Below are 26588 nucleotides of genomic sequence, written 5' to 3'. Positions count from 1 at the left end.
CATTGCTGTTCAGCGCGATGTGTCTCGCGGTGGCCTTCGCGGTGCCGGCGGGCATCATCGCTGCGTTCCGGCAGAACAGGGCGGCTGACCTCGCGGCGACCTCATTGGCCGTCGGGCTGACCTCGGTTCCCGCGTTCTGGTTCGGCCTCGTGCTGATCGAGGTCTTCCCGGTGAACCTGCGCTGGCTGCCCTCTTCCGGCGCAGGGTCCTGGCGGCATCTGATCCTACCCGCTATCGTGCTTGCATCGACCCAGATCGGCCTGATCACACGGCTCACGCGGGGCAGCGTGATCGAAGTGCTGCAGATGGATTACATCCGCACCGCACGCGCCAAGGGCGCCTCTTTCCGCCGTATCGTGCTGGCCCATGTGTTGCGCAATGCGGCGGTGCCCACGGTGACGGTCGTCGGGCTGCAATCTGGGATGTTGCTGGGCGGGGCTGTGGTCACCGAAACGGTGTTCAACTGGCCGGGGGTCGGGCGGTTGCTGATCCAGTCGGTGCTGTACCGCGACTACCCGCTCCTGCAAGGTTTGATCCTGCTGTTCGGCGTGACCTTTGTTGTTATCAACCTGCTGGTTGACCTGACAAACATGACCATCGATCCGAGGCTGCGCGCATGAGCGCCGGGACAACCATTCCCGCAGCCTCAGGCCACGCGATCCGGAGGGCCTGGGCAAGCCTGCCGCCGGGGGGCAGGATCGGCGGCACGCTGGTGGCATTCGTGCTTCTCTTCACGCTGCTCGGTCCGCTGTTCTGGACCACAGATCCAGACCATCAGAACCTGATCAATGCCTTCGCCGACCCCAGCGCCGCGTATCCCCTTGGTGCTGACGATCAGGGGCGTGACGTGATGGCGCGCCTGATGGCGGGCGGGCGGATTTCGCTTCTGATCGGGGCCAGCAGCATGCTGATCGGGCTTGTTCTGGGCTCCGGAATCGGTCTGCTCGCGGCCCAGTGCCGTGGCTGGGTCGAGGCGGTCTGCATCCGGTTTGTCGATGCGCTGCTGGCGCTGCCCGGGGTGGTGCAGGCGATGATCCTCGCAGCGATCCTGGGCCGCGGCGTTTTCCCGCTGATCGTCGCCCTGGGTATCTACAGCACGCCCATCTTCGCCCGCGTGGCCTATTCCGCTGCCCGTCAGGTCATCGCGCAGGACTATGTCAACGCCGCGATTGTACTGGGTGCAAACCCCCGGCGTATCGTCCTGCACCACGTCCTGCCCAACATGGCAACGCCGCTGACGTCTATTGCCACGCTCAGGATCGGCACCAACATCCTGACCGGTGCCGCGCTAAATTTCTTCGGTCTCGGAGTGCAGCCGCCGGGATCGGAGTGGGGGCTGATGATTTCCGACGGCCGCTATTTCACCTGGGAACAGCCGCTTTTGCTGCTTCTGCCCGGCATTGCCCTCTTCGTTACCGGTCTCGGGTTCATATGTGGACGCCGCCTATGGCAAGGGTTGATTTTGTCGGTTGCGGTGATCGGTTGCTTTCATATGTCCGGCCTGCTTGCGCGGCTGTCTTCTGCCGCTGGCCCTGATGGAAATCCGCCGGTGAGGTCCCTGATCAACCTGGCGCGCTTTGGAGGCGCGTTGAATCAGACGGGTTTGCTTCACCTTTGGCTCGATCGTTACGCATCATCGACTGCCATTGCCAATCTGGTTTCGGCCGGTGCTGTCAAACGGGTCGCCCGTAGGGCCTGTAGGTCTCGCCGCGCGTGAGCAGTACCCATGCGATGCGGGCGAGTTTGTTTGCGAGCGCGACAGAAACAAGCCGAAACGGCTTTTTCTCCAGCAATCCGTTCACCCAGTCCGTCATCGGCGTCGGGTTTCGCTTGGCGTGCCGCATGACTGCCGTGGCCCCGACGACCAGCAATCGCCTGAGATAGCGGTCGCCCTGTTTCGAGATGCCGCCAAGCCGGGTCTTGCCACCTGTTGAGTGCTGCTGCGGCGTGAGCCCAAGCCAGGCAGCGAACTGTCTGCCGGAGCGAAATTGATCCGGGTCCGTAACGGTCGCTGCGAGGGCGGTCGCGGTGATCACACCGACGCCGGGGATGGCCGCGAGCCTGCGGCTTGCCTCGTTCCCGGCATGCCAGGCCTTCAGGTCCTGATCCAGTGCGCCGATCTCTTCGGTCAATTCAGCGATCCGGCGGATCAGGATCTCAAGCGCCCGGTGGGCATAGGCTGGCAGGGCTTCATCGGCAAATGCCCGATCCGCCAGCTTCACCAGATTGGCGATGCCCGGATTTGCGACAAGGCCATATTCGGCCAAATGCGCGCGAAGCGCATTCGCGGCCATGGTTCGTTGGCGCACGAGTAGCGATCGGGTCCGGTGCGCCATCAGGATGCTCTGTTGTTCTACCGTCTTCACAGGAACGAACCGCATCGTCGGACGCCCAACGGCCTCGCAGATCGCTTCGGCATCCAGAGCGTCGCTCTTGCCGCGCTTCACGTATCCCTTGACGTAAGACGGCGGCATGATCCGCACGTCATGGCCCATGGCGATCAACGTCCGAGCCCAGTGATGCGCCGTGGCACAAGCTTCCACACCGATCAGGCAGGGTGGCAGCTTCGAGAAGAACGGGAGCATCTGTTTACGATGCAGCTTCTTCACCAGAACGGTCTTCCCGGCCCCATCCACGCCATGTGCCTGAAAGACACTCTTAGCCAAGTCCAATCCAATTGTTGCTATGTTCATCGGAACGCTCCTTTCCTGCTTTTGCGTGGTACTCCGCACCACATCTGGCGCTGAGCTCGCAGCGGCGTCCACATCATCAACCTGGTGGGTGACGGCCTGCGCGACTGGCTGGATCCGAAAAGTGGGTGAGGCCATGAAAGACACATCTTTGGACGAGTCCCCGCTGCTCGCGGTCGAGGACCTCAGCATATGCTTCGCGTCACCGGCGGGCCCGATCCCGGCGGTCACGGATGTCAGCCTGACGCTGGGGCGGGGCGAGACGCTGGGGTTGGTGGGCGAATCCGGCTCGGGCAAGAGCACTCTCGCCCTGTCGTTGGCCGGGCTGCTTCCAGCGAATGTCACGCGCATTCCCAGCGGCACGGTACAGTTGGACGGGCAGAACCTGATCGGCCTCGACGAGACCGCGATGCAGGCCATCAGGGGGGCGTCGATCGGCTTCATCTTTCAGGATCCGATGACCAGCCTAAACCCGACGACCACAATCGGCCGGCAGATCGAGGAGCCGCTGCTTATCCATGGTCGGATGGGGCCAAAGGCGGCGCGGGAAGAGGTGCTGGCGCTTTTGTCGCGCGTCGGCATTCCCGATCCGAAAAGCCGGGTGGATCAATATCCCTTCGAGATGTCCGGCGGGCAACGCCAGCGGGTGATGATCGCCATCGCTCTGGCCTGTCGTCCCAGACTGCTGATCGCGGACGAGCCGACGACGGCGCTCGACGTGACGATTCAGGCGCAGATCCTCGATCTGATCCGCGCCTTGTCCGAGGACGAGGGCATGGCGGTCCTGCTGATTACCCATGACCTCGGCGTCGCCGCGCGGATGTGCGACCGGGTCGGTGTCATGTACGCGGGGCAGCTTGTCGAAACCGGGCCGGTCGAAGAGGTGTTTTATCGCAGTGCCATGCCCTATGCCCGCGGATTGCTGGAGGCGATTCCGAGGATGACCGATGCCCGTGAAGGCGATTTCAGGACGATCCCCGGGCAGCCGCCGTCGCCCCTGAGCCTGCCTCAGGGGTGCCGCTTTGAGCCGCGCTGTCCCCATGCGCGCGACATCTGCCGAACCCAAGCGCCGGCATTCCTGCCGCGGACATCCAGGCACCTCGCCCGGTGTTGGGGCACCGAGAAAGGGGGCTGGATCGAATGATGGCAGCACCTGAGCCAATCCTTAGGCTGGACGATGTGTCGGTGACCTACAACTCCGGCAAGCGCACCGCCTTCCATGCTGTGGACCGCGCCAGTCTTGAGCTTGGCGAAGGTGAGATACTGGGCCTCGTGGGTGAATCCGGGTGCGGCAAGAGCAGTCTGGCCAAGGCGATCGTGCGCTTACTGCGGCCGTCCAACGGGCACATCTTCTTTCGCGGCACCGATATCGCAGATATGCCCGCGCGACGGCTCAAGCCGATCCGGCGCCATATCCAGATGGTGTTTCAGGATCCGTTCAGCTCGCTCGATCCGCGGATGCGGGTGCGGTCCACGCTCTCGGAACCGCTGGAAGTGCACGGTCTGCACCACGGGCGCCACCGGGAGCGGGTGGCGGAGCTGCTGGACCTGGTGGGGTTGCCGCGCGAGGCCGCCGACCGCTATCCGCACGAGTTTTCGGGCGGACAACGTCAGCGCATCGGCATCGCCCGCGCGCTCGCGGCGGAACCTTCGGTATTGGTTTGCGATGAGCCGACCTCGGCGCTTGACGTTTCGATCCAGTCGCAAATACTCAATCTGCTGGGCGAGCTGCAACGCGAACTGGGGCTTTCGATCCTGTTCATCTCGCACAATCTTCCGGCGGTCGCGATGTTCGCCCAACGGGTCGCTGTCATGGAGCGCGGGCGGGTGGTCGAGGTCCTGCCGTCCGCGGGGTTCGAGACCCATGCGCGCCACCCCTATACCCGGGCGCTGCTGTCGGCGGTGCCGCTGGCCGACCCGCTGGAGGACCGCAAGCGCAGGCGCATCCCATTGCCCGGTCTGGAAGGCAGGGCGCCGGAGACGGGCTGTGCCTTCCAGCCACGATGCTGGCTCTACCGCGACCAGGGGGAGCCGTCACGATGCCGGGCAGAGCGGCCGGATTTGAGAGTGGCCGGGCCCGGCCATCATGTGCGCTGCCATTTCTGCGATGAGGTCGAACCGGCGCAATTGCAAACCGGCTGATGCCCGAAGGTCGTCATCCGACCGCAACCTGTATCCCTGATTATTGCAGAGGTCACTTCTGGTCCGAGAACCTCAGCGCCGTGCCATCAAATTCGACCTCGAAGCTGTATCGGTCCGCGCGGTACCCTGATACCGAACAGAAGACCGGTAGATTATCCTTTGAAAAGTAATACCGCTCGCCCTCCAGGATCGGATCACCGACCTGGACCTCGAGAAGGTCCGCAATTTGCGGATTGGCCAATGTGGCTGAGGTCTTTTGGATCATCCGCGAAAAGGACATGCCCATATCCAGGTGCAGGATCTCGGCAATCGTGCATTCGCACAGGCGTGCGTCCATATCGAAAATCTTGATACCGACATCGTGTCGGACGTAGCTGTTGATATGGACCACGGGCTCATTGTCGGCGATCCCGACGCGCTGGAACATCACCACATGGGCCCCGGGCGGCAGATCCAGACGCTTGGCGATATGCTCCGGCGGGGCCTGAACCTGCTTGCTGATCAGTTCGACCTTGGAGCTTGGCCCGGCCTGCAGGAGCGATTCGATCAACGTGATGACCCGCCGCTCCGGTTTGCCGGGTTCCGGGCCCAGGTAGAACGTCCCCCGTCCGCGTTCGCGCCGGACCAATCCTTCGCTCTCGAGTTCCCGCATCGCCTGCTGGACCGTAATCCGGCTGACCGAGAATTCCGCGCAGAGTTCCGCTTCGGTCGGGAGCCTGGAACCTTTGGACGTCTCGCGGCTCAACCGTTCCTTCAGAACATGTTTGATTGTAATGTACTTGGGAAGGTGGGACCGCATTGTCGGGTACTCATGTAGTTAATACATGTCCTATATAGCATATACTTAGGACATGTATATGGTCATAGGCGGTTGGGTATAAGCAAACTTGACGCGGCCAATTTATGAAGACCGCCGTTCGAAAGGCAAGGGTCAATGATGCATGAATTCCGGCCGGTAGAACGTCAGCAGCCGACGGGAGACCAGCACGCCCGTCCATGACAGAAAAGAGACCGTCGTGATCAGCTTACTACGGGCCGGCACGTCGTCGCCCGGTCCCATCCGCGCCCTCCCTAAATGCCACGCGCGAAGTCGACGGTCAGCCGGGTGTAGGTATAGGCCAGATAGCGCCCGCCCGTTATTGATCCGATGAGCAACACGACAAGCGGGAGCGCCAGCACGCGCGGCGATCCGCGCGGTGCGTTTCGCAGCACGACGCGCTCGGCCCTACGGACACAGGCGACGGCAAGAACGATGCAAGCCATTTTGAGATAGAAAACAGGGTTCGTGAGCGCTTTGGTGGGATAAGCCACCAGAAGCAGGAGGCCCGAGGCCAAGACCACTAGGAGGCCGGTCCAGAAAACCGGCATCAGGCGGCGCAGGCCCGCAAAAGGAATCTCCGCACCGAAACCCAGCAGGCGCTATCCGAGGGCGAAGCCTGTGCCCACGAACAATGCCATGCCCAGTGTATGCAAAACCAGTATCGCGGGAAACGCGAAGACCGTCGGGGACGATCGGATCCAGAAGCTGAGATCGCTCGTCTCAATCCAGCGAAACACCTCGTCCATGGCTGGCCTCGCAAAAATCCCGATCAAGAGGCGCCGGATGATCCGAAAGCGTCCATTCCCTAAGCGAATGGGCGGGTCTAGCGTGTTCAATCCGTCCAGTTCCGGTATGACCCGACAGTTTCACGGCTGCGTGGCACTATTCCCGTCGATCCTACGGATGAGCGGGGAGGGGGATTCGAAGTCCGCGAAATCAGCTACCTCAAGCTGAGGCCTTGAAAGACGGCGCAGGGGCTGCAAATTGCAACCCGGCAAGTAACCGATACGATCGGACCCTGTCTTGCTCGTCCCGCCGCCAGCCGCGTGCCGCCCGGACCATGGATCGTCAGCCGAGGCGGTCCGGTTGCGTTCAATCACCGGGTAACCACCATCTTCGCCGTGGAAAACACGGAAATCGCACGAATTCCGCGGATAGAGCTACGAGCGCCCTTCACCTAGGTTTTGACTATTGGAGCCCGTTTCGCGGGTTCGGGCAGAATTGCCTCTGCGCCGTCTTCTTACGAAAGAGAAGTCCTTCAATAAACGAAGTCAACGGGAGTACCTCCGAACATGGAACGTCGGAAATTTCTTACATCTGCGGCACTCGGCACCGCGGGGACGGTGCTTGCTGCGCCAATGGTGAACGCGCAGAACGCCAAAACGATGACCATCGTCTCGACCTGGCCGCGGGATTTTCCCGGGCTCGGCACCTCCGCCCAGAGACTGGTTGAACGCATCAACCTGTTGAGCCAGGGACAAATCCAGGCAGAATATTTTGCAGCGGGCGAACGCGTCGGCGCCTTCGACAGCTTTGACGAAGTGACCTCGGGCAACAGCCAGGCCTATGTCGCCGCCGATTATTACTGGACCGGCAAGCACCCCGCCTTTGCCTATTTCTGCACCGTGCCCTTCGGAATGGTCACATCGGAGTGGAACGCATGGATCAAGTTCGGCGGCGGACAGGCGCTCTGGGACAAGCTCGGCGACGAGTTCGGCCTGAAAGCCGTGGTCTGCGGCCAGACCGGCGCGCAGGCCGGCGGCTGGTTCAACAAGGAGATCAACACGCCGGAAGACCTCAACGGTCTCAAGATGCGCATTCCGGGCCTTGCGGGCACGGTGATGACAAAACTGGGCGTCTCCACCATTTCCCTGCCGGGTGGCCAGATTTACGAAAACCTCGTCTCCGGTGCGATTGATGCGACCGAGTGGGTCGGCCCCTACAACGACTTCTTCCTCAAGCTCTACGAGGCCGCGCAGTTCTATTACACCGCCGGCATGCACGAACCGGCGCCGGCGATTGCCCTGGGCATGAACGCGTCGTGGTGGAACAGCCTCAGCGAATGGGAGCAGGAGATCATCACCGCTGCCGCTTATGAAGAAAACGCGGCCCAGTTCGAGGAAGGCGTGGCGCTGAACGGTGAGTACCTGCAGCGGCTGGTCAACGAGCACGGGGTTCAGGTGCGCGACTTCTCGGACGACGTCTGGGGTGCCTTCGGCGCCGCCTCGCAGGAAGTCTACGAGGAAACCCGCGAGCACTCTGCGCTGGCAGCAGAGATCAACGATACCTATCAGCAGAAACTGCGGGAATACGGCGGCATGATGGCGAAATTCGAGACGCGTTTCGTGAACCAGCGGAACCGTATTCTCGGCCTTAGCTGAGACACCGTTGAAAGATGACCGCGCGGTCGCGCGGTCACTGGGGTCTCTCCGGTGCGCAAGCCCGGGGGACTCTCACGCCATTGAGGACAGTTGCAAATGACAGTGTTTCACGATGACCGCGGATAGTTTGCCCGATCAAAGCGTCGGAACCGGGCAACCGGCCCCGATGGTCAGATTTTTCGGCTGGATCACGCTTGGCGTTCTGGCCGCCTTTTTCATTTGCAACATTCTGATTGTCGGATGGGGATTTCCGCCCGCACGACAGGCGCTTTCAGGCGACCTGCGGTCATTCGTGCTGGTCGCGATCTACGTCGTGGGGCTTGCTCTTGCCATGACGTGGGTCCTGCGGACATCGCACCGCAGCCTGCGCCATGAGGCGCGCGCGATATCGGATTTCAACGCCTATCTGATCCGGGCCTGCTTCATTACCGTCCTGTTCGTCGGTCTCGTCGATGCAGCCATCGCCTTTCTCCGGGTCGAGGGCATGCTGGACCAGTTCTTCCCCGAAGACTTCGCCCGCAGCCTGAGCCGGTCGCGTTTCGTGGGGCCTCATATCCATGTGCCGCTGACCGTTGCCGCATTTGTCGTCGCCTGGTTCAGCCGGTCACTGGGCTTTGTCTGGCTGGCCTTGCTGATCGTTCTGGCCGAATTCCTGATCGTCGTTTCCCGCTTCGTCTTCAGCTACGAACAGGCCTTCATGGGCGACCTCGTGCGCTACTGGTATGCCGCGCTGTTCCTCTTTGCATCTGCCTACACGCTGCTGGAGGAAGGTCACGTCCGCGTCGACGTGCTCTATTCCGGTTTCGGGCCCCGGCGTCGTGGCCGGGTGAACGCAATCGGCTCGATCCTGTTCGGCATGATCACCTGCTGGGCCATCGTCCTGATCGGGATGGGATCGGCGCAGGCGATCATCAACGCCCCGATCCGGAATTTCGAGATCAGCCAATCCGGCCCCTCGGGGATGTTCATCAAGTACCAGATGGCCGGATTTCTCGCCGTCTTTGCGATCACCATGCTGATCCAATTCGTGAGCTACCTGTTCCAGGCCGTCGCCGATGCGCGCGGTGAACCGGGCGGCACGACGCAAGACTCCACGACCGTCTAAGGATCGCGCCATGGAATTGTTCTTTCTCCTCCTGTTGATCGTCATCATGGCCACCGCGCTCGGGTCGGGGTTTCCGGTCGCCTTCGCATTGCCCGGCTCCGCGATCATCACCGTCCTGCTGGCCGCCGGGGCCGGGTGGCTGTTCGGCGATGGCACCGACGCCTTCTTTCATTCCAGCGGCCCGTCACAATGGCTGTCGGCGGGGGTCACGAACCTTCGAGGGGTCTATCTGGAGGTTGAACGAGACACGCTGATTGCGATCCCACTGTTCATCTTCATGGGGATCATGCTGCAACGTTCGAAGATCGCCGAAGACCTGCTGGTCACCATGGCGCGGCTCTTCGGACCGGTGCCGGGCGGGCTGGGCATTTCGGTGGTTTTTGTCGGCGCACTGCTGGCCGCCACCACGGGGATCGTCGGCGCGACGGTGGTCGCGATGGGGCTGATCTCTCTGCCTGCGATGCTGCGCAACAACTACAGCCAGCCACTTGCCGCCGGGACCATTGCCGCCTCGGGCACCCTGGGACAGATCATCCCTCCGTCTATCGTTCTTATCATCCTGGCTGACCAACTCGCCAGTGCCGCCGACCAGGGGAACAGCCTGCGCGGGGCGCTCTACCGCGATGCAACCGGCGAGTTGTCGATGCCGTCGATGTTCGATGTCACCTCGACCAGCGCTGGTGAGATGTTTCTGGGCGCTTTCGTGCCCGGCATCATGCTGGTGCTGTTCTACATGGCTTTCATCCTGGTCTACGCCCTGATCCGGCCCCAGTCCGCACCCGCTGTCCGCTACGAGGACGGCTGGGATGCCCGGTTCTGGGGTGAAGTGGCGTTGACGCTTATTCCTCCGCTTGCCCTGATCATCCTTGTTCTGGGCTCGATCCTGACCGGGGTGGCGACCGTCAACCAGGCCGGGTCCATCGGGGCGGCCGGGGCGCTTTTGATGGCGGGCTACCGCCTCAAGGACAGCGGCCGATTGACCTATGTCCCGGTGTTCCTGTCGATTGCCGGGCTAGCGATCATCAGCGTCGCAATCGCCAACTACGACATGAACGTTAAGGGCCTGCTGGCTTCTGGCGGCGAAGTGACCGGTATCTGGCTGGGTGTCCTGGGTAGCGCGCTGATCATCGGCGGGTTGGTCTGGTCCGGTCTGCGGGTCTTGAAGATCGAAAATACCCTGCACGAGGTGATGATCGAGACCGCCAAGACCACCTCCATGGTGTTCATCATCCTGCTGGGCGCGGCGATGCTCACCGCCGCCTTCCGGGCCTTCGGCGGTGAAGACCTCGTGCGCGAGTTCCTGCTGTCGCTGCCGGGCGGCTTCTGGACTCAGTTCATCATAGTGATGGCGGTGATTTTCATCCTTGGCTTTTTCCTCGATTTCATTGAGATCGCGGTGGTTGTCGTGCCGATCGTCGCCCCGATCCTTCTGTCCGATCCTTCCGCGAACATCACGGCGGTCTGGCTTGGTGTGATGATCGGGCTGAACATCCAGACAAGCTTTCTGACACCGCCCTTCGGCTTTGCGCTGTTCTATCTGCGCGGGGTCGCGCCGGCGGTGGTCAAGACGGTTCAGATCTACAAGGGTGTGATCGTCTTCATCGTCCTGCAATTGGTCGTGCTGGGGGTCGTGGGATATCTGCCGAAATTGGTGAACTACCTGCCGAACCGCTCGTCGCTTCTGAGCGAAACCGCTCCGCCACCGCGAAACCCGCAGCTTCAGTACTGTCTGGAGGAATATGTCGCCCACCGGCTGGAAGACGAGCCGGACGCATTGACGTCGACTATCGCGGCGATGCGCGGTCTCGACTTAGGGGTCCTGCCTGCCAAATACGCAGAAGGCTTGACCGCAAGCTTTGAGAGCGTCGAGACCGCACTCGCCACGCTTGACGACGCCTTTACCGCCGAGGCCGACGTCATCGCGGCGACCGGCGCCTATCGCCCACAACTTCGTGTCGTGCGCGACATTCAGAAGGACATGCGCGTCATCGACACGAAACTCGACCAACAGCGCAGACAGTTGAGTTTCCTCAGGTTCCAGGACGATCCGGACCTGCGCGCGACGCTTGAAAGCCGGATTGCCGAGCTTGAGGAGGAACGCGCCAGAATGGAAGCGACAATTCCCGAGAGCTGGACCGAGGTGAATGCGGCGTTCACCGAACTGGTTTCAGCCGAGAACCGCGCGCGAAATGGCTATCGTCGCGCCGGCGATGCCGCGCATCGCGAAGTGGCCGAACTGATCGGGATCATGGAAACGAACGCGACCTTTTTGGCGCTGGAAGCGGATCTGCGCGCGCTCGAAAGATTGATCGCCGAGGGTGAACTTGTTGTAGCGCAACAGGCTGTCGACGATCTGGCCACAGCCTTCGCGGCCCTTCCCGGCGCCAACGAGGTTCGCTCTGACCTTGCAGGCGCGGCAGATGACCTGGACGCGCAGGCACCGGACCGAACAGCGGCCTCCACCCAATGGACGGCTGCGGTCGCGGCCTTCGAAACGCAGGCCGCTTGGCGGCGGCAAGCAATGTCGGATCTGGAACCCGACCTCGCGGCCTATTTCGCTATTCTCTCGGATACGGTCGGCTCCCGCCAGCAAGCGCGGCTCAGCCGCGATCAAGCGCTTTTCATCGCCGCCTGCAACGCCGGCCACCGCGACATCTCGATCCATTTTTAGGTCGATCTTCTTAATTAGAAAAACTGCCATGGGCTCCAAAACCGCAGCGACGCTCTGACCCGTTCCGCGCGCGGCTTCGACTGTCGCAAGGCCGGGGCTCGCTGAACGGCTGCATTCCTGCTGCCAGAGGAGTTGAGGTCCAGCGTTGCTGGGTCTTGAACCGCACAGGTGTTTCTACCGTCTTCCATGCCATTCCCCACAGACATGCGAGGAATGGCACCTTTCTCAAGCTTGCAGATGGACGTTATTCTGAGACCAATGAATGGATTGTCGGCCTGTCCCTACATATGCGTGCCGCCATCGATCCGTAGTTCGGTGCCGGTGATGAAATGCCCATCATCCGATGCCAGAGCGGCAATGATACCGGACACGCTGTCCGCGCTGGCAAATCCCTGGCCGATCAACGGGCTCATCTTCTGGAACAGGGAAAAGTTGGCATCGTCGGGGATGCCAGGTGCTTTGGTCATTCCGGACTCGATATTGCCCGGCGCCACCGCGACCGCGCGCAGACCCTGCTTGGCATATTCCGCCGCGATCGTGTGGGTAAAGGACTGAATCCCGCCCTTCGATGCCGCATACGCCGCCATGTACGGATGCGCGAAACTCGCCGAGGTCGAACTGAAATTCACCACAACCCCGCGCCCGGTCTCAAGCAATGCCGGCAGGCATTGCCGCGTCACCAGAAACGTGCCGGTCAGGTTGACTTTCAAGACAGTGTTCCACTCTTCCAGCGTCGTCTTGTGCGTATGCGTAGAGCGCAGGATGCCGGCGGCATTGACCAGTACATCCAGTTGTCCGGCCAGCGTGATGGCTTTGCCGATTTCGCGTAGAACCGACCCTTCGTCCGCGACATCTGCCACGATGACACTCAGGCGCGCGTCGTCGCCCGCCTCTTTCGCAGCTGCCCTGGTCTTCTCGAGCCCATCGGCAGAGATATCCGCGGCGATGACCGTCCCGCCTTCCTTCAACAGACGGGCGACGGTGGCCTGCCCGATACCGGACCCCGCACCCGTGACGAGTATCCTGCGGTCTTCAAATCTTTTCATGTTTTTCTCCCGAGCGCGCGCCTCCTCGCAAGGGGTTTGCGCGTGCATTCACCAGTTGACGGCCTCTCTGGCCGTCCGAATTTCAGTTAGCGGTGATAGGGAGCGGAACACGCGATCCAGCACAGCAGCGCCGCAACAAAGACCCCCATGACGGAGATCTGGTCGGCGAAGCCACCCAGGATTTGCAGCGTATTGGTCATGCGGTGGCAATTAGGAGCGCGGCACTTATTTGTCAAACCGAAGGCTTGCAATCGGCGGTTTCGCACCGCTGGATCTGGGAAAATTCTCGTGACGGCGCCGCCGGGCAGAGCCAGCAAGAAATCCAGATCCAGCGAGGGCCGGTGGCAATCGCCATTCGCCCCGGTTTCAGTGCCGGTTCAGCTTTTCAGGGTCCGCAGCCGCGTCATTGCTGCCCGCCGCAGATCCGGAGGAGTAAAGGCCACGATCAGCACTAGCAGGTCTATGGCCAGGATGGTGGTGGCAATCGGCCGCTCGAGGATGAACCAGGCGCCGTTGTCGGAAAACAGCAGTGTCCGGCGGAAGCTGCCCTCGGCAATCGGCCCGAGGATCAGCCCGATCACGATCGGCGCCAGCGGATAGCCGTAGCGCCGCAGCCCGAAGCCCAGCATGCCGAAGACCAGCATCACCCAGAGGTCATCGACCCTGGACTGCACCGAATAGACCCCGACAATCGACAGCAGCAGCACCGTCGGCACCAGGTATTGCTTGCGCACTTTCAGCACCCGCACGAACAGCGGCGTCATCAGCATGCCGACAAAGAACAGCACCACGTTCGATACAAGGAAGGCGAGGAAGATGCCGCCCACCGCATCGCCCGACAGCGCGAACATCTGCGGCCCCGGCACCAGTCCCAACAGCAGCAGCGCGCCGAGCAGAACCGCGGTGGCCGCGTCGCCGGGAATGGCCAGCGCCAGTGTCGGGATCATCGCGCCGCCGCAAGCGGCGTTGTTGGCCGACTCGGTTGCCACCACGCCGCCTTCGGCGCCTTCGCCATAAGGCGCATCGCCTTTCAGCGGGCGGCTGCGGGCGATGGCATATGCGGTAAACGACGCGATGATGCCAGAGGCGCCGGGCAGCGCGCCAAAGAACACGCCGATGGTCGAGGAGCGCAAAAGGTTCTTCCAGTGCCGCAGCGCCATCCAGAGCGCGCGCATGGACACCCGCACCGCCTGCACCTCTGGCTTCTTGCGAAACCCGCCTTCGAGGATCTGAAACGCCGCCTCGGACAGGGCAAAGAGCCCGACGATGATCGCTACGATATGGATGCCGCCAGACAGCGCATTGGTGCCGAAGGTAAAGCGCGCCGCGTTCGACAGCGGGTCGCTGCCCACCATGGCGATCAGCACGCCAAGCGCGCCGGTCATCAGCCCCTTGATCGTGCTCTCGTTCGACACAACCGAAATCGACAGCAACCCGGTGATTGCCAGCGCGAAATATTCCGGCGGGCCGAAATTCGTGGCCACCGCCGCCAGCGCCGGGGCGCCGAGGATCATCACGATACCGCCGAGGACGCCGGCCAGGGCGGAAGAGGCAATCGCCAGCCCGATGGCATCCGCCGCCCGGCCGTTTTTCGCCATCGGAAAGCCGTCAAGCAGGGTCGCGGCGGCCAGCGGCGTGCCGGGGATGCGCAGCACGATGGCCGAGATCGCCCCTCCGCAGGAGCCCGCGACAAAGATCGACATCAACATGCCCATCCCCGCCACCGGCTGCATGTGAAAGGTCACCGGCAGCATCAGGATGATGCCGATCAGCGGCCCGAGGCCCGGCAGCACGCCCACCACCATGCCGATCACCGTGCCGAGGATCACCCCCCCGATCACCTGCCAGGACTGGAAGCTGTCGAGCCCGGCGAGAAGAATGTCGAACATGGCGCGCGTCCTTACAGCGAGAGACCGAACCGCCCGTGCGGCAGGACCACACGCAACAGCTCTTCAAAGACATAGCCCACCGCCAAAGTCATCAGCACAGCGACCAGCGCCGCGATCCAGACCGGCCGGGACTTGAGCAGCAGGAACAGCGCCAGCAGAAATGCCGCCGTCGCCGGGTAGAAACCGATCACCGGCAGCACCAGCAAGTAGGCCAGCAGCACCATCGTGCCGACGCCACAACGCCAGGCGGTATCGCGTGTGCTGCCCTGCCGGAACTCGGCACTCAGCACAACGCGGCGGCGCAGCAGTTGCAGGAATTGAAGGCCGCAGAGCCCGAGGATCATGTTGGCCACCAGCCGCGGAAACAGCGCAGCATTGTTGACCGCGTCGCCATCGGCATAGCCGGCCGCGGTAAGCGGTCCGTAAATCTGTTGGTAGACAAAAAGCGCCAGAGCCGTGAAGGCCGCCAGCATGACCCATTCCCCGGGTGCCACGCGGTCCACCACCTCTGGGCCGGTGTCGCGATCCGGTGTCGCTGTCTCGGTCATCCTCGCCTCCCTTTTCATATGTGGGCCGCACCGGTTGCTCCGGAACGTCCCTGTTTCAGCTGTGAGTGGCTTACTTCTTCAGTTGCTCGGCTTCCCAGGTGATGGCGTCCTTGGCCGCCGCAATCTGGTCACCGATGGGCCCGACGATCTCTTCGTAGCGCTCCGGCGGATACATCGTCGGCAGGAAGCCTGCCGCTTTCAGTTTCTCCTGCACCTCGGGCCGGTTCAGCGCCGCTTCCATCGCGGTGTTGAGCGTGTCGACGATCTCCGCCGGCGTGTCCTTGTGCACGAGGAACCAGTTCCAGCCCGAGGGCGCAAGCCCGGTAAGACCGATGTCGACGCCGACCTCGTCAAGCGTCGGGGTATTCTCGTCATAGGCCGCGGCCACGTCCTTTTCGTTGGTGAAGGCCACCAGCGTCTTGAAGGCGTCCTTGTTGGACTGGAATGTGATCGGGTCGTTGAAGCTGAAATCCAGCAACCCGCCGCGCAGGTCCTTGAAGGCATCGCCATCCTGCGGATAGGGGATGTTGCGGGCATAGACGCCCTCGGTCTGCATCATCTTGGCCAGCACCATATGGGGGATATTGCCGATGGAGCCGGAGGAATAGCGCGCCTTGCCGGGGTTGTCCTTCAGATATTGGATGAAGGCGTCGTAATCGGGGAAGCGCTCGTCATCCTTGCGCACCACCACGGCGAAAGGCACGCGGGTGGCCGACCACAGCGGGGTGAAATCTTTGTGGGTGAACTCGGTGTTGCCGGCCAGCGGCTGCAGCACCAGCGGCGCCACCCAGCCATCGATCAGCGTATAGCCGTCGGCGGGCTTTTCCAGCGCGGTGTTGAAGGATTTCACACCGGCCGCACCGGGGGTCGAGACAACGCTGATATTGGTGCCCAGCTCGTCGCCCATGGCATTGGTGATGATCTGCGCCATGGCAAAGGCAGAGCCCGGCCCCCAGGGGAACATCATCTCGATGTTGCGCGAGGGGTAATCCTCGGCGGCGGCGACCGGACCGGCGAAGGGGCCGATCAGGGCCGCGACGGCGGCGGTTTTGATGAGGGTCTTGAGCATGTGTCCTCCCTTGGGATCTTGCTGTGGTGTTTGATTTCTCAGGTTGCGCCTTGCAGCGCGGGCGACACGGCACAGGCCGCGTCACTGCTGGACCGGGCGACCTGGGCCGCGCCGGCGACATAGATCGTGGTGCCGGTGGTAAAGCTGTTGTCGGGTGCCAGAAGGAACAGCGCCGGGCGCACCACGTCCTCTGGGCTGCCCGCGCGGCCGGCCGGGTTGGCACTGCGGACGAACTCCTGCCATCCGGCGCGGTCCTCGCGGCGAAAGGCGTTGCGGTCGGTCTGGATCAGTCCCGGCGCGATATTGTTGATCATCACGTTGTCGCGGGCGCATTGCACCGCAAGGTTTTCCACCAGGTTGCGCAGCGCCGCCTTGGTCATCGCATAGATCGGCATCTCCGCCCCCGGGGCCACCTCCTGCACCGAGCCGATGGTCAGGATGCGGCCATATTGCTCGGCCTGCATACGCGGCAGCACCGCCTGCAACAGCGCCACATTGGCGGTGACATTGACCTGCAGCTGCGTGGCGATGTCCGTGGGCGTCTGCCGCCAGAACACCTTATTGACCTGGGCGCTGGCCGAGAGCACCAGCGTGTCGATCACGCCGATTTCGCGGGCGCAATCGGCAATCAGCCGCTCCGGCGCGCCGGGCTCGGCAATGTCACTCTCGATGGCCATTGCCTGGCCACCGGCCTGGGTGATCTCAGCCACCAGCGCCTCGGCGGCGCCGGCATGGCCGGCGGCGGCATCGGCCTCGGCGGAATAGGAGATCACCACCCGCGCCCCGGCGGCGGCCAGCCCCCCGGCAATTGCGGCGGCAATGCCGCGGCTGGCCCCGGTCACGAGGGCGGTTCGGCCGGTAAAGCCTGTCTCGGCGGTCATGGGCGTATCCCCTGTCTGTCCTGTATCTGTCATGCGTCCGGCCCTGCGCCGGGGGTCCCGGTGAAAGAGGCCATGCCCTTGCGCGTCCCGGCCTCGGCCGGCACCAGCGCACTTGTCTCGGGCACGAAACCGAAGCCCGCGGCCGTCGCCGTGGCCACCCGTCCCTGCGCCATCGCGGCGGAGGTCGGGCGGATACGGGCGGTCATCTCGCTTTCGCCGATCTGGCGCTCGAGGATGAGGAAGCCGGGCAGGCTCGCCGCCAACTCGACCGAGATCGCATCCAGCACCGGGCCCACCGGGTTATGCAGAGAGGCTGAGATGCCAGAGGCGGCGGCAAGGCGCAGCATGGCCATGCCCTCCTGCACCCCGGTCAGGCGCAGGTCGGGAAGAACCACATCATGGCCGCCATCGGCGATCAGCGCGGTCATCCCGGCGCTATCGGTGACATTCTCGCCCCCGGCCAGCCGCGCCCCGCCGGCGTGACAGGCGGTGCGCAGCCGGCGTTGATTCTCGGGCGTGGTCAGATGCATGGCGGTCACATCCTCGATCCAGGCAACGCCCATGCGGCAGAGCTCGGCAATCACCTGCTGTGCGCCATGCAGATCGAAGCGCTCGTGGCAATCGACAAAGACATCCGCATCAGTGCCCAGCTCGGCCCTCACGGCATCGACCCGCGCCAGCCCCTGCTCCAGCACTGCGCGGCGCTCGGGCCAGTCGAGCCGGTCCCAGCGATAGCCGTCAAACGGCGCGATCTTGACGGCGCTGGCGCCGGTGGTGTCGATCACCTGCCGCGCCCGGGCGGCAAAGCCCGCCGGGCTGCGATCGGCAATCCCGCGGTTGATATTGGCATAAAAGGGCACCGCATCGCGGCGCGCGCCGCCTAGCATCTCGGCCAGCGGCAGGCAGCCGCGGCGCGCCGCAAGGTCGAGCCCTGCCTGCTCCAGCGCGCTCAACAGCGCCCGGCGGCCCGGGGCAATCTCGACCTGTTGCAGCGCCGCGAGCAGCGGCTGAACGCCTTGCACATCGCCGCCCCGAACTAGGTCGGACAGATGCGCCACCAGCCCGGTGATCTCGGCCTCGTTGCCGAAAGAGGTCGCCTCGCCCCAGCCCTCCCGCCCGGCGCCATCGCGCAGGCGCAGCAGCAACCAGACGGTCTTGTCCGACACGTCGGCACGCCAGAGCGTGACATCTGCAAGGGCTGTTCGCTGGGTCATTTCGTCCTCCTCCCCACAATGTGGAACACTTCTGTAATTGTGTCAACATGTGAACCATTGCGCAGTTTGCTCTCTTTATGTGATACACTTGGGTGACGGACGGTGACGAAACCAAAGGACGAGGCGCATGCAGATCGACGACCCTCTCGAAAATGCCGAGGATGTGCCGGGCGCGCAGTCGCTCACCCGCGGAATCGATCTTCTCTTGCTGCTCGGACGCTCTTCGCCCCTGACTTTCCGGCAGATTCAGGATCACCTCGGCCTCTCCAAGGGCTCGCTGCACCGGCTGCTCTCGGCGCTGCGCTCGCGCCGTCTGGTGCGCTATGACCGCGACACCCGGCGCTATGCGATCGGCGCCACGGTGATGTCACTGGCGCGCGGCGCGCTCGACCGCGATTCGACGGTGCGCGCCTGCCAGGCCGAGATGTCGCGACTGTCGCAACTGCTGAAAGTGCCCTGCTGCCTCTATGTCAGCGACGACGATTCGGTCTTCGTGCTCGACGCCGCCGATCCGGCCGGCCGTACCGTTCGGGTCTGGCCGCGCCTCACGCTGGAAAGCAGCACGCCGGGGCAGGCGATGCTGGCCGGGCGCCCGGCGGGGCAAAAAAACGAATGGTCCGCCGATCTGCAACGCATCCTCAGCAAGGCCCGCGCGCTGGGCTATGTTGCCAGCGATGGCGATCCGCTGGCGGTGGCCGCCCCGGTGCTCGATGGCGAGGACACGGTGGTCGGCGCGCTCTGCTGCCAGTTCGACGCCGCCGGCACCCGGCCCGACCGGCTGCACGAGGCCGGCCAGATGATCCGCGAGGCCGCGCGCCGCGCCTCGCACCACGTGGGCGTCACCCAAAAGCTCAACGAACAGGTGATCGCGCCTCGCCCCAAGACCGGCTTCGAGGGCAAGGTGCACGACACCGGCCGCGACTACGTCGGCGAAAGCCCGAGCTGGTGCGAGAGCACCGGCCGGCTCTGGTGGCTTGACGTGCTGGCCCCGGCGCTGCGCTGGCTGGATGTCGAGACCGGCGCCAGCGGCCGCAGCCTGCTCGACGGGCTGACGGGCGGGCTGGCGCTGACCACCGGCGCGGAACTTCTGCTCACTGGCGAGAACGGGCTGTCGCTCTTCGACCCCGCCAGCGGCCAGCAGACCCCGCTGATCGACCCCGAGGCGCATCGCCCGGAGAACCGCTTCAACACGGTGGGCGTCGATCCCGAGCAACGGCTCTGGACCGGCACGATGCCGCTCGACAATCTCGAAAAGAGCGGCACGCTCTACCGCATTCACCCAGATCTCACGACCGAGATCATCCAGCCCGAGATTTTCCTGCCCAAGAACACTGCCTTCAGCCGCGGCGGCCGCCACGCCTATCTGACCGAACAGGACCCGGCCGAAGGCCGCGCGGTGCTGATGTCTTACGAGCTTGACGAGGACGGCCTGCCATTGTCGCGGCGTGCGTTGCTGGAGGGTTCGGATGCAGAGGGCCAGCCCGCCGGCCTGACCATCGATGCCGAGGATTGTCTCTGGGTTGCCATGCGCGGCGGCTGGTCGGTGCTGCGGCTCGATCCGGAGGGCCGCGAACTGGCGCGCCATGCGCTGCCGGTGCCGATGCCCACGGCGCTGACCTTCGGCGGGCCGGACCTTGGCAGTCTCTTTGTCACCTCGACCTACCTGCGCCTGCCGCCTGGCTACAACGACATTGCCCCGCTCTCGGGGCGGCTGATCGAACTGCGCCCCGGCGTGACCGGGCGCGCGCCCACCCGTGTGAAACTGGAAAGACCCTGATGACCGACTACACCTTCACCCCGCGCCACGAAGCCCTTGCTCTTACCGGCGAGGTGCCGCTCTGGGATGCGACGCGCGACTGTCTCTGGTGGCTCGACATCCAGGGCCAACGCCTGCTGAGCCACCAGCCCGGCGGCAAAAACAGCGCCATCCCCTTGCCTGGCCAATGCGGGCTGATCGCGCTGGCGGAGAGCGGACGGCTGGTGCTGGGGCTGGAAGACGGGCTGGTGGCGCTCGATCCCGAGGCGATGGTCTGGGAACGGATCAGCGATACTGAGGCCGATGCGCCTGAGCGCAGGCTGAACGACGGCAAGCCCGACCGTCAGGGGCGGCTCTGGTTCGGCTCGATGGATGTGTCCGGCAAGGGCGTGCCCTCGGGTGGGCTGTTCCGGCGCGACCGCGATGGCCGCATCGAGAAGGTGCTGAGCGACATTGCCATTCCCAACGCCATCGTCGGCGATCCGCAGGCTGATGCAATTTGGTTCACCGACACCCCGACGCGCAGGCTCGAACGCTTCGATCTCGACGCGGATGGCGGCATCGCCCGCCGAAGCACCCTGCTTACACTGCCCGAAGGCAGCCATCCCGACGGCATGTCCATGGACGGCGAGGGCAAGCTCTGGCTGGCGCTGGTGGGTCCGGGCGAGTTGATCCGCATCGACCCGGCGAGCGGCGAGATCTGCCACCGCCTGAGCCTGCCGGTGCACCGCCCGACTATGGCGATCTGGAGCGACAGGAGTCTTTTTGTCACCAGTCAGCGACGGTTCCTCGACGCCAAGGCGCTGGCGCAGCAGCCTTTGGCAGGCCAGCTAATCGGTGCTGACGGGTCCTGCGGCACCGGGCCTACGATGCGTGTGGCCGGGGTTTGACTCGCGCCGCCACTTGGTGGAGAGTGTTTCGCTTGAACGCGACCGGGCTCTGGAGGTCGAGCGATGACGGCCGTCGAACCAGATTGAAGACCCGGTCGATGTATCCTGCGATGGCGTTTTCGGCAGGCTGGCGGGGGCTTTGTCAGGTTGACGGACCCCAAGTGCTACGATTCGCCATCACGGTTTTCAGGCGGCCAGATCCGCGGCATAGTCGGTCCAAAGTCTGAACGCGTCAGACCTCGCATGACGGTATGACCGGGCGGTGAGAACGGCGGTGAGAAAGTCGACCACGGTAGCGGCGGGATGAGCCCGCTGCGGGCGGCGAAAAAGTCGTCCACCATTACCCTTTCGGGCGGCAGGGAGGGTGGGAGGGTTTTCACCGTGGATTTGTATCGGAAGGTTCGCCTGGCTTGTTCAGAAGGCATGAGCCAGCGCGAGGCTGCGCGTCAGTTTGGGATTTCTCGCGACAGCGTTCGGAAGATGTTGGCGTTCTCGGTTCCGCCCGGATACCGGCGGACGGCGCCGGTAAAGCGGCCGAAGCTGGATGGGTTCACCGAGATCATCGATGGCTGGCTGAAAGGTGATCGCGAGGTCCATCGAAAGCAACGGCGCACGGCGAGGCGGGTGTTCAAGCGGCTTCGCGACGAGCATGGCTTCACTGGCGGCCATCGTTCTGCCACTGCGGGAGGCTCCGCGAACGTGTGGCCAGGCTTGGATCCTAAGTCACAACGACCGCACGCCAACGGTAGGATTGTCGTCTCCTTATGTCGATCCCCGGAGTTGGCGCGAACACCGCCACGTCTTTCGTCGCTGCCATTGAAGATCCAGACAACTTCAGGAAGTCGCGTTCTGTCGGAGCTTGGGTGGGGTTGACGACACGGTGCTATCAGTTCGGGAAGGTTGACTATGACGGCCACATTTCCCGACGTGGTGACAAACAGCTGCGATGGCTACTCTACGAGGCCGCATCGACCATTCTGACTCGTGTCTCAGCTGCACGCAGCTTGCGCACTTGGGGTCTCGGGCTGCGCGCAAGGGCCGGCTTCAAACGCGCCGCTGTCGCCGTGGCCCGCAAGCTCGCCGTGATCATGCATGCGATGCTGAAATCCGGGGAAGTCTTCGACCCAAAGATAGGCTCCGCACCCTGAACCCAAACAGAGAGCGTTCAAAACCAGAACGCTTGATCTGTCCCTGCCGGGACGTGGGCCGGGTCGCCCCCGTTGATGAGGTTGCACTATCCATCAGAACGAGTGCGTCATCCACATTGAAGACCCCCCGCGAAGCCCCAACATGCGGCGGCCCAGTGCCGACCGCGGAGACAACCATGCATCCGGTAGGCGCATTTCAAAGCGCAAAGGGATTGACGTCGCAACAGCGATTAGACAACCGCATCAGTTCAGATCGTCGGGTTGGAGACCATCAGCGACGGCGCGCTAAAGATCGGCGGCGTGCCGATGAACGATGTGCCCCCGCGTGACCGGGGCATCTCGATGGTGTTCCAGAGCTATGCTCTCTACCCGCACATGAACACCGCCGACAACATGTCGTTCTCGCTGCGGCTGGCCGGCGAAGACAAAAACACGGGCCGCTCCAAGGTGGCGCGCGCGGCCGGCATCCTCGGCCTCGATTGAGATGCCCCTAAAGCGTTTCGGCTTGAATCTGAATCGCGAGGGATTCCCTTGAGGCATCAGATGTGATTCATATGTGGACGCCGCCTATGGCAAGGGTTGATTTTGTCGGTTGCGGTGATCGGTTGCTTTCATATGTCCGGCCTGCTTGCGCGGCTGTCTTCTGCCGCTGGCCCTGATGGAAATCCGCCGGTGAGGTCCCTGATCAACCTGGCGCGCTTTGGAGGCGCGTTGAATCAGACGGGTTTGCTTCACCTTTGGCTCGATCGTTACGCATCATCGACTGCCATTGCCAATCTGGTTTCGGCCGGTGCTGTCAAACGGGTCGCCCGTAGGGCCTGTAGGTCTCGCCGCGCGTGAGCAGTACCCATGCGATGCGGGCGAGTTTGTTTGCGAGCGCGACAGAAACAAGCCGAAACGGCTTTTTCTCCAGCAATCCGTTCACCCAGTCCGTCATCGGCGTCGGGTTTCGCTTGGCGTGCCGCATGACTGCCGTGGCCCCGACGACCAGCAATCGCCTGAGATAGCGGTCGCCCTGTTTCGAGATGCCGCCAAGCCGGGTCTTGCCACCTGTTGAGTGCTGCTGCGGCGTGAGCCCAAGCCAGGCAGCGAACTGTCTGCCGGAGCGAAATTGATCCGGGTCCGTAACGGTCGCTGCGAGGGCGGTCGCGGTGATCACACCGACGCCGGGGATGGCCGCGAGCCTGCGGCTTGCCTCGTTCCCGGCATGCCAGGCCTTCAGGTCCTGATCCAGTGCGCCGATCTCTTCGGTCAATTCAGCGATCCGGCGGATCAGGATCTCAAGCGCCCGGTGGGCATAGGCTGGCAGGGCTTCATCGGCAAATGCCCGATCCGCCAGCTTCACCAGATTGGCGATGCCCGGATTTGCGACAAGGCCATATTCGGCCAAATGCGCGCGAAGCGCATTCGCGGCCATGGTTCGTTGGCGCACGAGTAGCGATCGGGTCCGGTGCGCCATCAGGATGCTCTGTTGTTCTACCGTCTTCACAGGAACGAACCGCATCGTCGGACGCCCAACGGCCTCGCAGATCGCTTCGGCATCCAGAGCGTCGCTCTTGCCGCGCTTCACGTATCCCTTGACGTAAGACGGCGGCATGATCCGCACGTCATGGCCCATGGCGATCAACGTCCGAGCCCAGTGATGCGCCGTGGCACAAGCTTCCACACCGATCAGGCAGGGTGGCAGCTTCGAGAAGAACGGGAGCATCTGTTTACGATGCAGCTTCTTCACCAGAACGGTCTTCCCGGCCCCATCCACGCCATGTGCCTGAAAGACACTCTTAGCCAAGTCCAATCCAATTGTTGCTATGTTCATCGGAACGCTCCTTTCCTGCTTTTGCGTGGTACTCCGCACCACATCTGGCGCTGAGCTCGCAGCGGCGTCCACATCATCAACCGTCGGAGGATTGGGAGGGTTGGGTCATGTCGGTTTCGGCTTGGGCGAGCGGCGTTTCGGATTGGCAGCAGGCGCTTGAGGGGTTGAAGGCGTTCATCGCTCCGGCCTTCAAACGGTCCGAGCAGCGGGCAACGGCTGGGGCGTTCATCGATGGACTCTTGTCCGGCGCGGAGCGCAAGACGGGCTGGATGCTGGCAGAACAAGCCGGTTTTGCAAGGCCTTACCGGATCCAGTCGCTGCTGGGGCGATCACGCTGGTCGGCGGATCTGCTGTGTGAGCGGGTCCGGAACCATGCCTTGGAAGCGCTGGCCGATCGGGATGGCGTTCTGATCATCGATGAGACCGGATTCCTTAAGAAAGGCACCCATTCGGTCGGTGTCGCGCGGCAATATTCCGGCACGGCGGGGCGGATCGAGAACTGCCAGGTCGGGGTCTTTGCCGCCTATGCCAGCCGCTGGGGCCAGGCGCTGATCGACCGGCAACTCTATCTGCCGAAATCCTGGGCCGGCGATCCGGCGCGCCGCGATAGCGCGCAGGTGCCTGATGAGGTGGCCTTTGCCACCAAGCCTGCGATGGCCTGCGAGATGATCGCGCGCCTGCTGGACGAGGGCACGCCTTGCGCCTTCGTGCTCGCCGACGCGGTCTACGGCTCCGATCACAGCTTCCGGCGCATGCTTGAAGCCCGCGGCCAGGCCTATGTGCTGGCGGTACGCTCCAATCACACGCTGCGGTTCCTGGAAGACTGGTCGCTGGTGCAGACCGACCCTGGGACGATGATCGCCGACCTGCCTGCCGAGACCTGGACGCCGCTCAGCGCCGGCGAAGGCGCCAAGGGGCCTCGGCTCTATCACTGGGCGCGCCTGCCTCTCAAGTATCAGGCCGGACAGGGATTTTCCCTCTGGTTTCTGGCGCGGCGGAGTCTGCGTGATCCCGGCGCCATCGCCTATTATTTCGCCTACGCGCCTTCTGACGCCACGCTGGAAGACCTCGCTGCGGCGGCCGGGCTGCGCTGGGCCATCGAGGAATGTTTTCTCCGTGCCAAGGACGACCTGGGTCTTGACCACTGCGAAGCGCGGTCCTGGCACGGCTGGCATCGGCACATGAGTCTGGTGATGGCCGCCGCCGCGTTTCTCGCCCGGATCGGCGCCGACCAGCGCCGCGCGGCCTATGGGAAACAGAACGAAACGAGTCCGAAACGCCCGGCTGCATGATCGCGCGCCTCCGGCAAACCCTGACCACGCCGGAAATCCGTCGCCTCTGCACGCGACTGCTGCATCGCCCGGTCCACACCGCCACCTTCATCTGGGATTGGTCACGATGGCGAAGGGGGCACCAAGTCGCCGCCGCCATCGCCCACCGAAAAGCCCGATCAAATATGCAACTGTAGTGCTAGGGGCACCTCAAAATGTGCCGGGACGCTGCTCAGTTTGGCGAGGTTGCCCGCGGATGAACAAGACGAAGACGGCGGCGATGCCGGCCGTCCGTCTTGCCTCCGTCCAGCCTGCGATCACAAAGAGTGGGCTGAGCAGGAAACCTCCACCGATACCCGAAAGTCATGATCGCGATGTATCCCGACGATCGGCCATGGCCGGACGGAGGCGTAAAGGATTGCCGCCCGTCCCAACACGACGTCAAAGGCTCCTCAGTGAAGCGGACGAGCCAGGTGATGGGCCGGGACAAATCGGCCCATTCCCGACCGGAGCAGCTTAATTCCCGAGGGGGCGAGGAAAGTTTGGACGGTCGGTGTTGTAGTGGGCCGCCAGGTAGTCGAGAATCTCGGTCCTGTCGGGCTCTTCGATTTCGGACATACCCTGTTCTTCGACCATCCACTCGAACATCTCGTCCCACTCGTCGCGGGTCAGGCCCTGCTGGGCGACGATCATCTCGGAATGGCAGGCGGTGCAGGCGTAATACGTGGCCTCTACGCCCGGTGCATCGAACAGGATGCCGAATTCGTACTCCTCGGCAGCGCTGTCTGTCGCCGGTGCGGCGGCCTCGGTCGCGCCGAACGCAAGCGGGTTGTCGGAGAAGGTGTTCAGATAGGCAATCAGGTTCGCGCGGTCTTCCTCTTTCTTGAGCCCGGCAAAGCTCATCTTGGTGCCCTTGACCTCGGCCCGGGGCTTGGTGAGGAACGCATCAAGACGTTCAGGAGTCCATTCGCCACCGTATTCGGTCAGGGCGTTCGAATACTTGAAGCCGTCAACCGCGGCGACCGGCCCGCCTACGATACCATAAAGGTTGGGGCCGACTTTGTTCTTGTCGCCTTGTTCGACAGTGTGGCAGGCGGCGCATTTCTTGAAGACGCGTTCTCCCTTGGACGCATCGGCTGCCGCGAGGGCCGCGTCAAGATCCGCCAAGGCGGGCGAGGCAAGGCCGAAGCCGAGTGCAATAAGAGAGAGATTTCGCAGAGTTGCGAAGCACATGAGGTAACTCCAGTCCGG

23 protein-coding genes and 2 pseudogenes are annotated in these 26588 nt (G+C 63.4%); 13 read left to right on the top strand and 12 right to left on the bottom strand.

Features of this window, described 5'->3' with window-relative positions; genetic code table 11:
• Nucleotides 1–2 precede the first annotated feature (2 nt).
• Nucleotides 3–620 (top strand): ABC transporter permease, encoded by a 618-nt coding sequence (locus AC0J5K_RS18595; RefSeq protein ID WP_274563632.1) that lies wholly within the window; start codon nt 3–5, stop codon nt 618–620.
• The gene (locus AC0J5K_RS18590; RefSeq protein ID WP_420398584.1) at nt 617–1717 is read left to right on the top strand and encodes an ABC transporter permease; all 1101 of its coding nucleotides are present in this window, start codon (nt 617–619) and stop codon (nt 1715–1717) included. The genes AC0J5K_RS18595 and AC0J5K_RS18590 overlap by 4 nt, the downstream gene beginning before the upstream one ends.
• Here AC0J5K_RS18590 and AC0J5K_RS18585 read toward each other — a convergent pair.
• A complete protein-coding gene (locus tag AC0J5K_RS18585) occupies nt 1674–2693 on the bottom strand; it encodes an IS110 family RNA-guided transposase (protein ID WP_074838651.1) in 1020 nt (339 codons plus the stop codon). The genes AC0J5K_RS18590 and AC0J5K_RS18585 overlap by 44 nt on opposite strands.
• Before the next feature lie 133 nt (nt 2694–2826).
• Between AC0J5K_RS18585 and AC0J5K_RS18580 the strand changes: the two genes are divergently transcribed.
• Nucleotides 2827–3834, top strand: coding sequence for an ABC transporter ATP-binding protein (locus tag AC0J5K_RS18580; protein WP_274565555.1), 1008 nt, complete (start codon nt 2827–2829; stop codon nt 3832–3834).
• Nucleotides 3834–4832 (top strand): ABC transporter ATP-binding protein, encoded by a 999-nt coding sequence (locus tag AC0J5K_RS18575; protein ID WP_274565554.1) that lies wholly within the window; start codon nt 3834–3836, stop codon nt 4830–4832. The genes AC0J5K_RS18580 and AC0J5K_RS18575 overlap by 1 nt, the downstream gene beginning before the upstream one ends.
• Nucleotides 4833–4884: 52 nt before the next feature.
• On the opposite strand, the gene AC0J5K_RS18570 is transcribed toward AC0J5K_RS18575, so the two are convergent.
• From AC0J5K_RS18570 to AC0J5K_RS18560, 3 genes are all read right to left on the bottom strand, one after another.
• Complete coding sequence (locus tag AC0J5K_RS18570; protein WP_274565553.1) at nt 4885–5631, bottom strand: GntR family transcriptional regulator; 747 nt, start codon at nt 5629–5631, stop codon at nt 4885–4887.
• Between the two features lie 132 nt (nt 5632–5763).
• Nucleotides 5764–5892, bottom strand: a complete 129-nt coding sequence (locus AC0J5K_RS18565; protein ID WP_274565552.1) for a hypothetical protein — start codon at nt 5890–5892, stop codon at nt 5764–5766.
• 11 nt (nt 5893–5903) lie between these two features.
• Nucleotides 5904–6200, bottom strand: a complete 297-nt coding sequence (locus AC0J5K_RS18560) for a hypothetical protein (RefSeq protein ID WP_274565551.1) — start codon at nt 6198–6200, stop codon at nt 5904–5906.
• A gap of 744 nt (nt 6201–6944) precedes the next feature.
• Between AC0J5K_RS18560 and AC0J5K_RS18555 the strand changes: the two genes are divergently transcribed.
• The 3 genes from AC0J5K_RS18555 to AC0J5K_RS18545 all read left to right on the top strand — a co-directional run bounded on the left by AC0J5K_RS18555 (nt 6945) and on the right by AC0J5K_RS18545 (nt 11809).
• A complete protein-coding gene (locus AC0J5K_RS18555; RefSeq protein WP_274565550.1) occupies nt 6945–8033 on the top strand; it encodes a TRAP transporter substrate-binding protein in 1089 nt (362 codons plus the stop codon).
• Nucleotides 8034–8199: 166 nt separating this feature from the next.
• A complete protein-coding gene (locus tag AC0J5K_RS18550) occupies nt 8200–9138 on the top strand; it encodes a TRAP transporter small permease subunit (protein WP_274565549.1) in 939 nt (312 codons plus the stop codon).
• Nucleotides 9139–9148: 10 nt separating this feature from the next.
• The gene (locus AC0J5K_RS18545) at nt 9149–11809 is read left to right on the top strand and encodes a TRAP transporter large permease subunit (RefSeq protein WP_274565548.1); all 2661 of its coding nucleotides are present in this window, start codon (nt 9149–9151) and stop codon (nt 11807–11809) included.
• A gap of 281 nt (nt 11810–12090) precedes the next feature.
• On the opposite strand, the gene AC0J5K_RS18540 is transcribed toward AC0J5K_RS18545, so the two are convergent.
• The 6 genes from AC0J5K_RS18540 to AC0J5K_RS18515 form a co-directional block, all read right to left on the bottom strand.
• Complete coding sequence (locus tag AC0J5K_RS18540; RefSeq protein WP_274565547.1) at nt 12091–12855, bottom strand: SDR family NAD(P)-dependent oxidoreductase; 765 nt, start codon at nt 12853–12855, stop codon at nt 12091–12093.
• Between the two features lie 377 nt (nt 12856–13232).
• On the bottom strand, nt 13233–14744 hold the full coding sequence (locus tag AC0J5K_RS18535) for a tripartite tricarboxylate transporter permease (RefSeq protein ID WP_274565546.1): 1512 nt from the start codon (nt 14742–14744) through the stop codon (nt 13233–13235).
• Nucleotides 14745–14755: 11 nt separating this feature from the next.
• Nucleotides 14756–15292 (bottom strand): tripartite tricarboxylate transporter TctB family protein, encoded by a 537-nt coding sequence (locus AC0J5K_RS18530; RefSeq protein ID WP_274565545.1) that lies wholly within the window; start codon nt 15290–15292, stop codon nt 14756–14758.
• 70 nt (nt 15293–15362) lie between these two features.
• Nucleotides 15363–16361, bottom strand: coding sequence for a Bug family tripartite tricarboxylate transporter substrate binding protein (locus tag AC0J5K_RS18525; protein WP_274565544.1), 999 nt, complete (start codon nt 16359–16361; stop codon nt 15363–15365).
• Nucleotides 16362–16399: 38 nt separating this feature from the next.
• Nucleotides 16400–17242: an SDR family NAD(P)-dependent oxidoreductase gene (locus tag AC0J5K_RS18520; RefSeq protein ID WP_274565543.1), complete on the bottom strand. Its 843-nt coding sequence runs from the start codon at nt 17240–17242 to the stop codon at nt 16400–16402.
• A 29-nt stretch (nt 17243–17271) separates the two neighbouring features.
• A complete protein-coding gene (locus AC0J5K_RS18515) occupies nt 17272–18456 on the bottom strand; it encodes a mandelate racemase/muconate lactonizing enzyme family protein (protein WP_274565542.1) in 1185 nt (394 codons plus the stop codon).
• Between the two features lie 127 nt (nt 18457–18583).
• On the opposite strand from AC0J5K_RS18515, the gene AC0J5K_RS18510 reads away from it, so the two are divergent.
• The 5 genes and pseudogenes from AC0J5K_RS18510 (at nt 18584) to AC0J5K_RS18490 (ending at nt 22733) form a co-directional block, all read left to right on the top strand.
• Nucleotides 18584–20233 (top strand): SMP-30/gluconolactonase/LRE family protein, encoded by a 1650-nt coding sequence (locus AC0J5K_RS18510; RefSeq protein ID WP_274565541.1) that lies wholly within the window; start codon nt 18584–18586, stop codon nt 20231–20233.
• Complete coding sequence (locus AC0J5K_RS18505; RefSeq protein WP_274565540.1) at nt 20233–21102, top strand: SMP-30/gluconolactonase/LRE family protein; 870 nt, start codon at nt 20233–20235, stop codon at nt 21100–21102. Before AC0J5K_RS18510 ends, AC0J5K_RS18505 begins: the two co-directional genes overlap by 1 nt.
• Before the next feature lie 381 nt (nt 21103–21483).
• Nucleotides 21484–21771, top strand: a pseudogene (locus AC0J5K_RS18500) (helix-turn-helix domain-containing protein); the annotation flags it as partial.
• 83 nt (nt 21772–21854) lie between these two features.
• Nucleotides 21855–22250 (top strand): annotated as a pseudogene (locus tag AC0J5K_RS18495) (transposase); the annotation flags it as partial.
• A 261-nt stretch (nt 22251–22511) separates the two neighbouring features.
• Complete coding sequence (locus AC0J5K_RS18490; RefSeq protein WP_274565539.1) at nt 22512–22733, top strand: ATP-binding cassette domain-containing protein; 222 nt, start codon at nt 22512–22514, stop codon at nt 22731–22733.
• Between the two features lie 313 nt (nt 22734–23046).
• Here the strand turns inward: AC0J5K_RS18490 and AC0J5K_RS18485 are convergent, their stop codons facing one another.
• Complete coding sequence (locus AC0J5K_RS18485) at nt 23047–24066, bottom strand: IS110 family RNA-guided transposase (protein ID WP_074838651.1); 1020 nt, start codon at nt 24064–24066, stop codon at nt 23047–23049.
• A gap of 107 nt (nt 24067–24173) precedes the next feature.
• Here AC0J5K_RS18485 and AC0J5K_RS18480 point away from each other — a divergent pair, with 107 nt between their 5' ends.
• The gene (locus AC0J5K_RS18480; protein ID WP_420398585.1) at nt 24174–25358 is read left to right on the top strand and encodes an IS701 family transposase; all 1185 of its coding nucleotides are present in this window, start codon (nt 24174–24176) and stop codon (nt 25356–25358) included.
• Between the two features lie 495 nt (nt 25359–25853).
• Here the strand turns inward: AC0J5K_RS18480 and AC0J5K_RS18475 are convergent, their stop codons facing one another.
• Nucleotides 25854–26570, bottom strand: coding sequence for a c-type cytochrome (locus AC0J5K_RS18475; protein ID WP_274563885.1), 717 nt, complete (start codon nt 26568–26570; stop codon nt 25854–25856).
• Nucleotides 26571–26588: the final 18 nt, after the last annotated feature.

The sequence above is a fragment of the Marinovum sp. E3 genome (genome assembly GCF_055755275.1).
This window is presented reverse-complemented; position numbering and strand designations above follow the sequence as displayed.

Bases quoted from the DNA above. Each gene is read 5' to 3' on its own strand.
- AC0J5K_RS18590 (WP_420398584.1), top strand. From the start codon at position 617: ATGAGCGCCGGGACAACCATTCCCGCAGCCTCAGGCCACGCGATCCGG.
- AC0J5K_RS18585 (WP_074838651.1), bottom strand. From the start codon at position 2,693: ATGAACATAGCAACAATTGGATTGGACTTGGCTAAGAGTGTCTTTCAG.
- AC0J5K_RS18580 (WP_274565555.1), top strand. From the start codon at position 2,827: ATGAAAGACACATCTTTGGACGAGTCCCCGCTGCTCGCGGTCGAGGAC.
- AC0J5K_RS18575 (WP_274565554.1), top strand. From the start codon at position 3,834: ATGGCAGCACCTGAGCCAATCCTTAGGCTGGACGATGTGTCGGTGACC.
- AC0J5K_RS18570 (WP_274565553.1), bottom strand. From the start codon at position 5,631: ATGCGGTCCCACCTTCCCAAGTACATTACAATCAAACATGTTCTGAAG.
- AC0J5K_RS18565 (WP_274565552.1), bottom strand. From the start codon at position 5,892: ATGGGACCGGGCGACGACGTGCCGGCCCGTAGTAAGCTGATCACGACG.
- AC0J5K_RS18560 (WP_274565551.1), bottom strand. From the start codon at position 6,200: ATGCCGGTTTTCTGGACCGGCCTCCTAGTGGTCTTGGCCTCGGGCCTC.
- AC0J5K_RS18555 (WP_274565550.1), top strand. From the start codon at position 6,945: ATGGAACGTCGGAAATTTCTTACATCTGCGGCACTCGGCACCGCGGGG.
- AC0J5K_RS18550 (WP_274565549.1), top strand. From the start codon at position 8,200: ATGGTCAGATTTTTCGGCTGGATCACGCTTGGCGTTCTGGCCGCCTTT.
- AC0J5K_RS18545 (WP_274565548.1), top strand. From the start codon at position 9,149: ATGGAATTGTTCTTTCTCCTCCTGTTGATCGTCATCATGGCCACCGCG.
- AC0J5K_RS18540 (WP_274565547.1), bottom strand. From the start codon at position 12,855: ATGAAAAGATTTGAAGACCGCAGGATACTCGTCACGGGTGCGGGGTCC.
- AC0J5K_RS18535 (WP_274565546.1), bottom strand. From the start codon at position 14,744: ATGTTCGACATTCTTCTCGCCGGGCTCGACAGCTTCCAGTCCTGGCAG.
- AC0J5K_RS18530 (WP_274565545.1), bottom strand. From the start codon at position 15,292: ATGACCGAGACAGCGACACCGGATCGCGACACCGGCCCAGAGGTGGTG.
- AC0J5K_RS18525 (WP_274565544.1), bottom strand. From the start codon at position 16,361: ATGCTCAAGACCCTCATCAAAACCGCCGCCGTCGCGGCCCTGATCGGC.
- AC0J5K_RS18520 (WP_274565543.1), bottom strand. From the start codon at position 17,242: ATGACCGCCGAGACAGGCTTTACCGGCCGAACCGCCCTCGTGACCGGG.
- AC0J5K_RS18515 (WP_274565542.1), bottom strand. From the start codon at position 18,456: ATGACCCAGCGAACAGCCCTTGCAGATGTCACGCTCTGGCGTGCCGAC.
- AC0J5K_RS18510 (WP_274565541.1), top strand. From the start codon at position 18,584: ATGCAGATCGACGACCCTCTCGAAAATGCCGAGGATGTGCCGGGCGCG.
- AC0J5K_RS18505 (WP_274565540.1), top strand. From the start codon at position 20,233: ATGACCGACTACACCTTCACCCCGCGCCACGAAGCCCTTGCTCTTACC.
- AC0J5K_RS18485 (WP_074838651.1), bottom strand. From the start codon at position 24,066: ATGAACATAGCAACAATTGGATTGGACTTGGCTAAGAGTGTCTTTCAG.
- AC0J5K_RS18480 (WP_420398585.1), top strand. From the start codon at position 24,174: ATGTCGGTTTCGGCTTGGGCGAGCGGCGTTTCGGATTGGCAGCAGGCG.
- AC0J5K_RS18475 (WP_274563885.1), bottom strand. From the start codon at position 26,570: ATGTGCTTCGCAACTCTGCGAAATCTCTCTCTTATTGCACTCGGCTTC.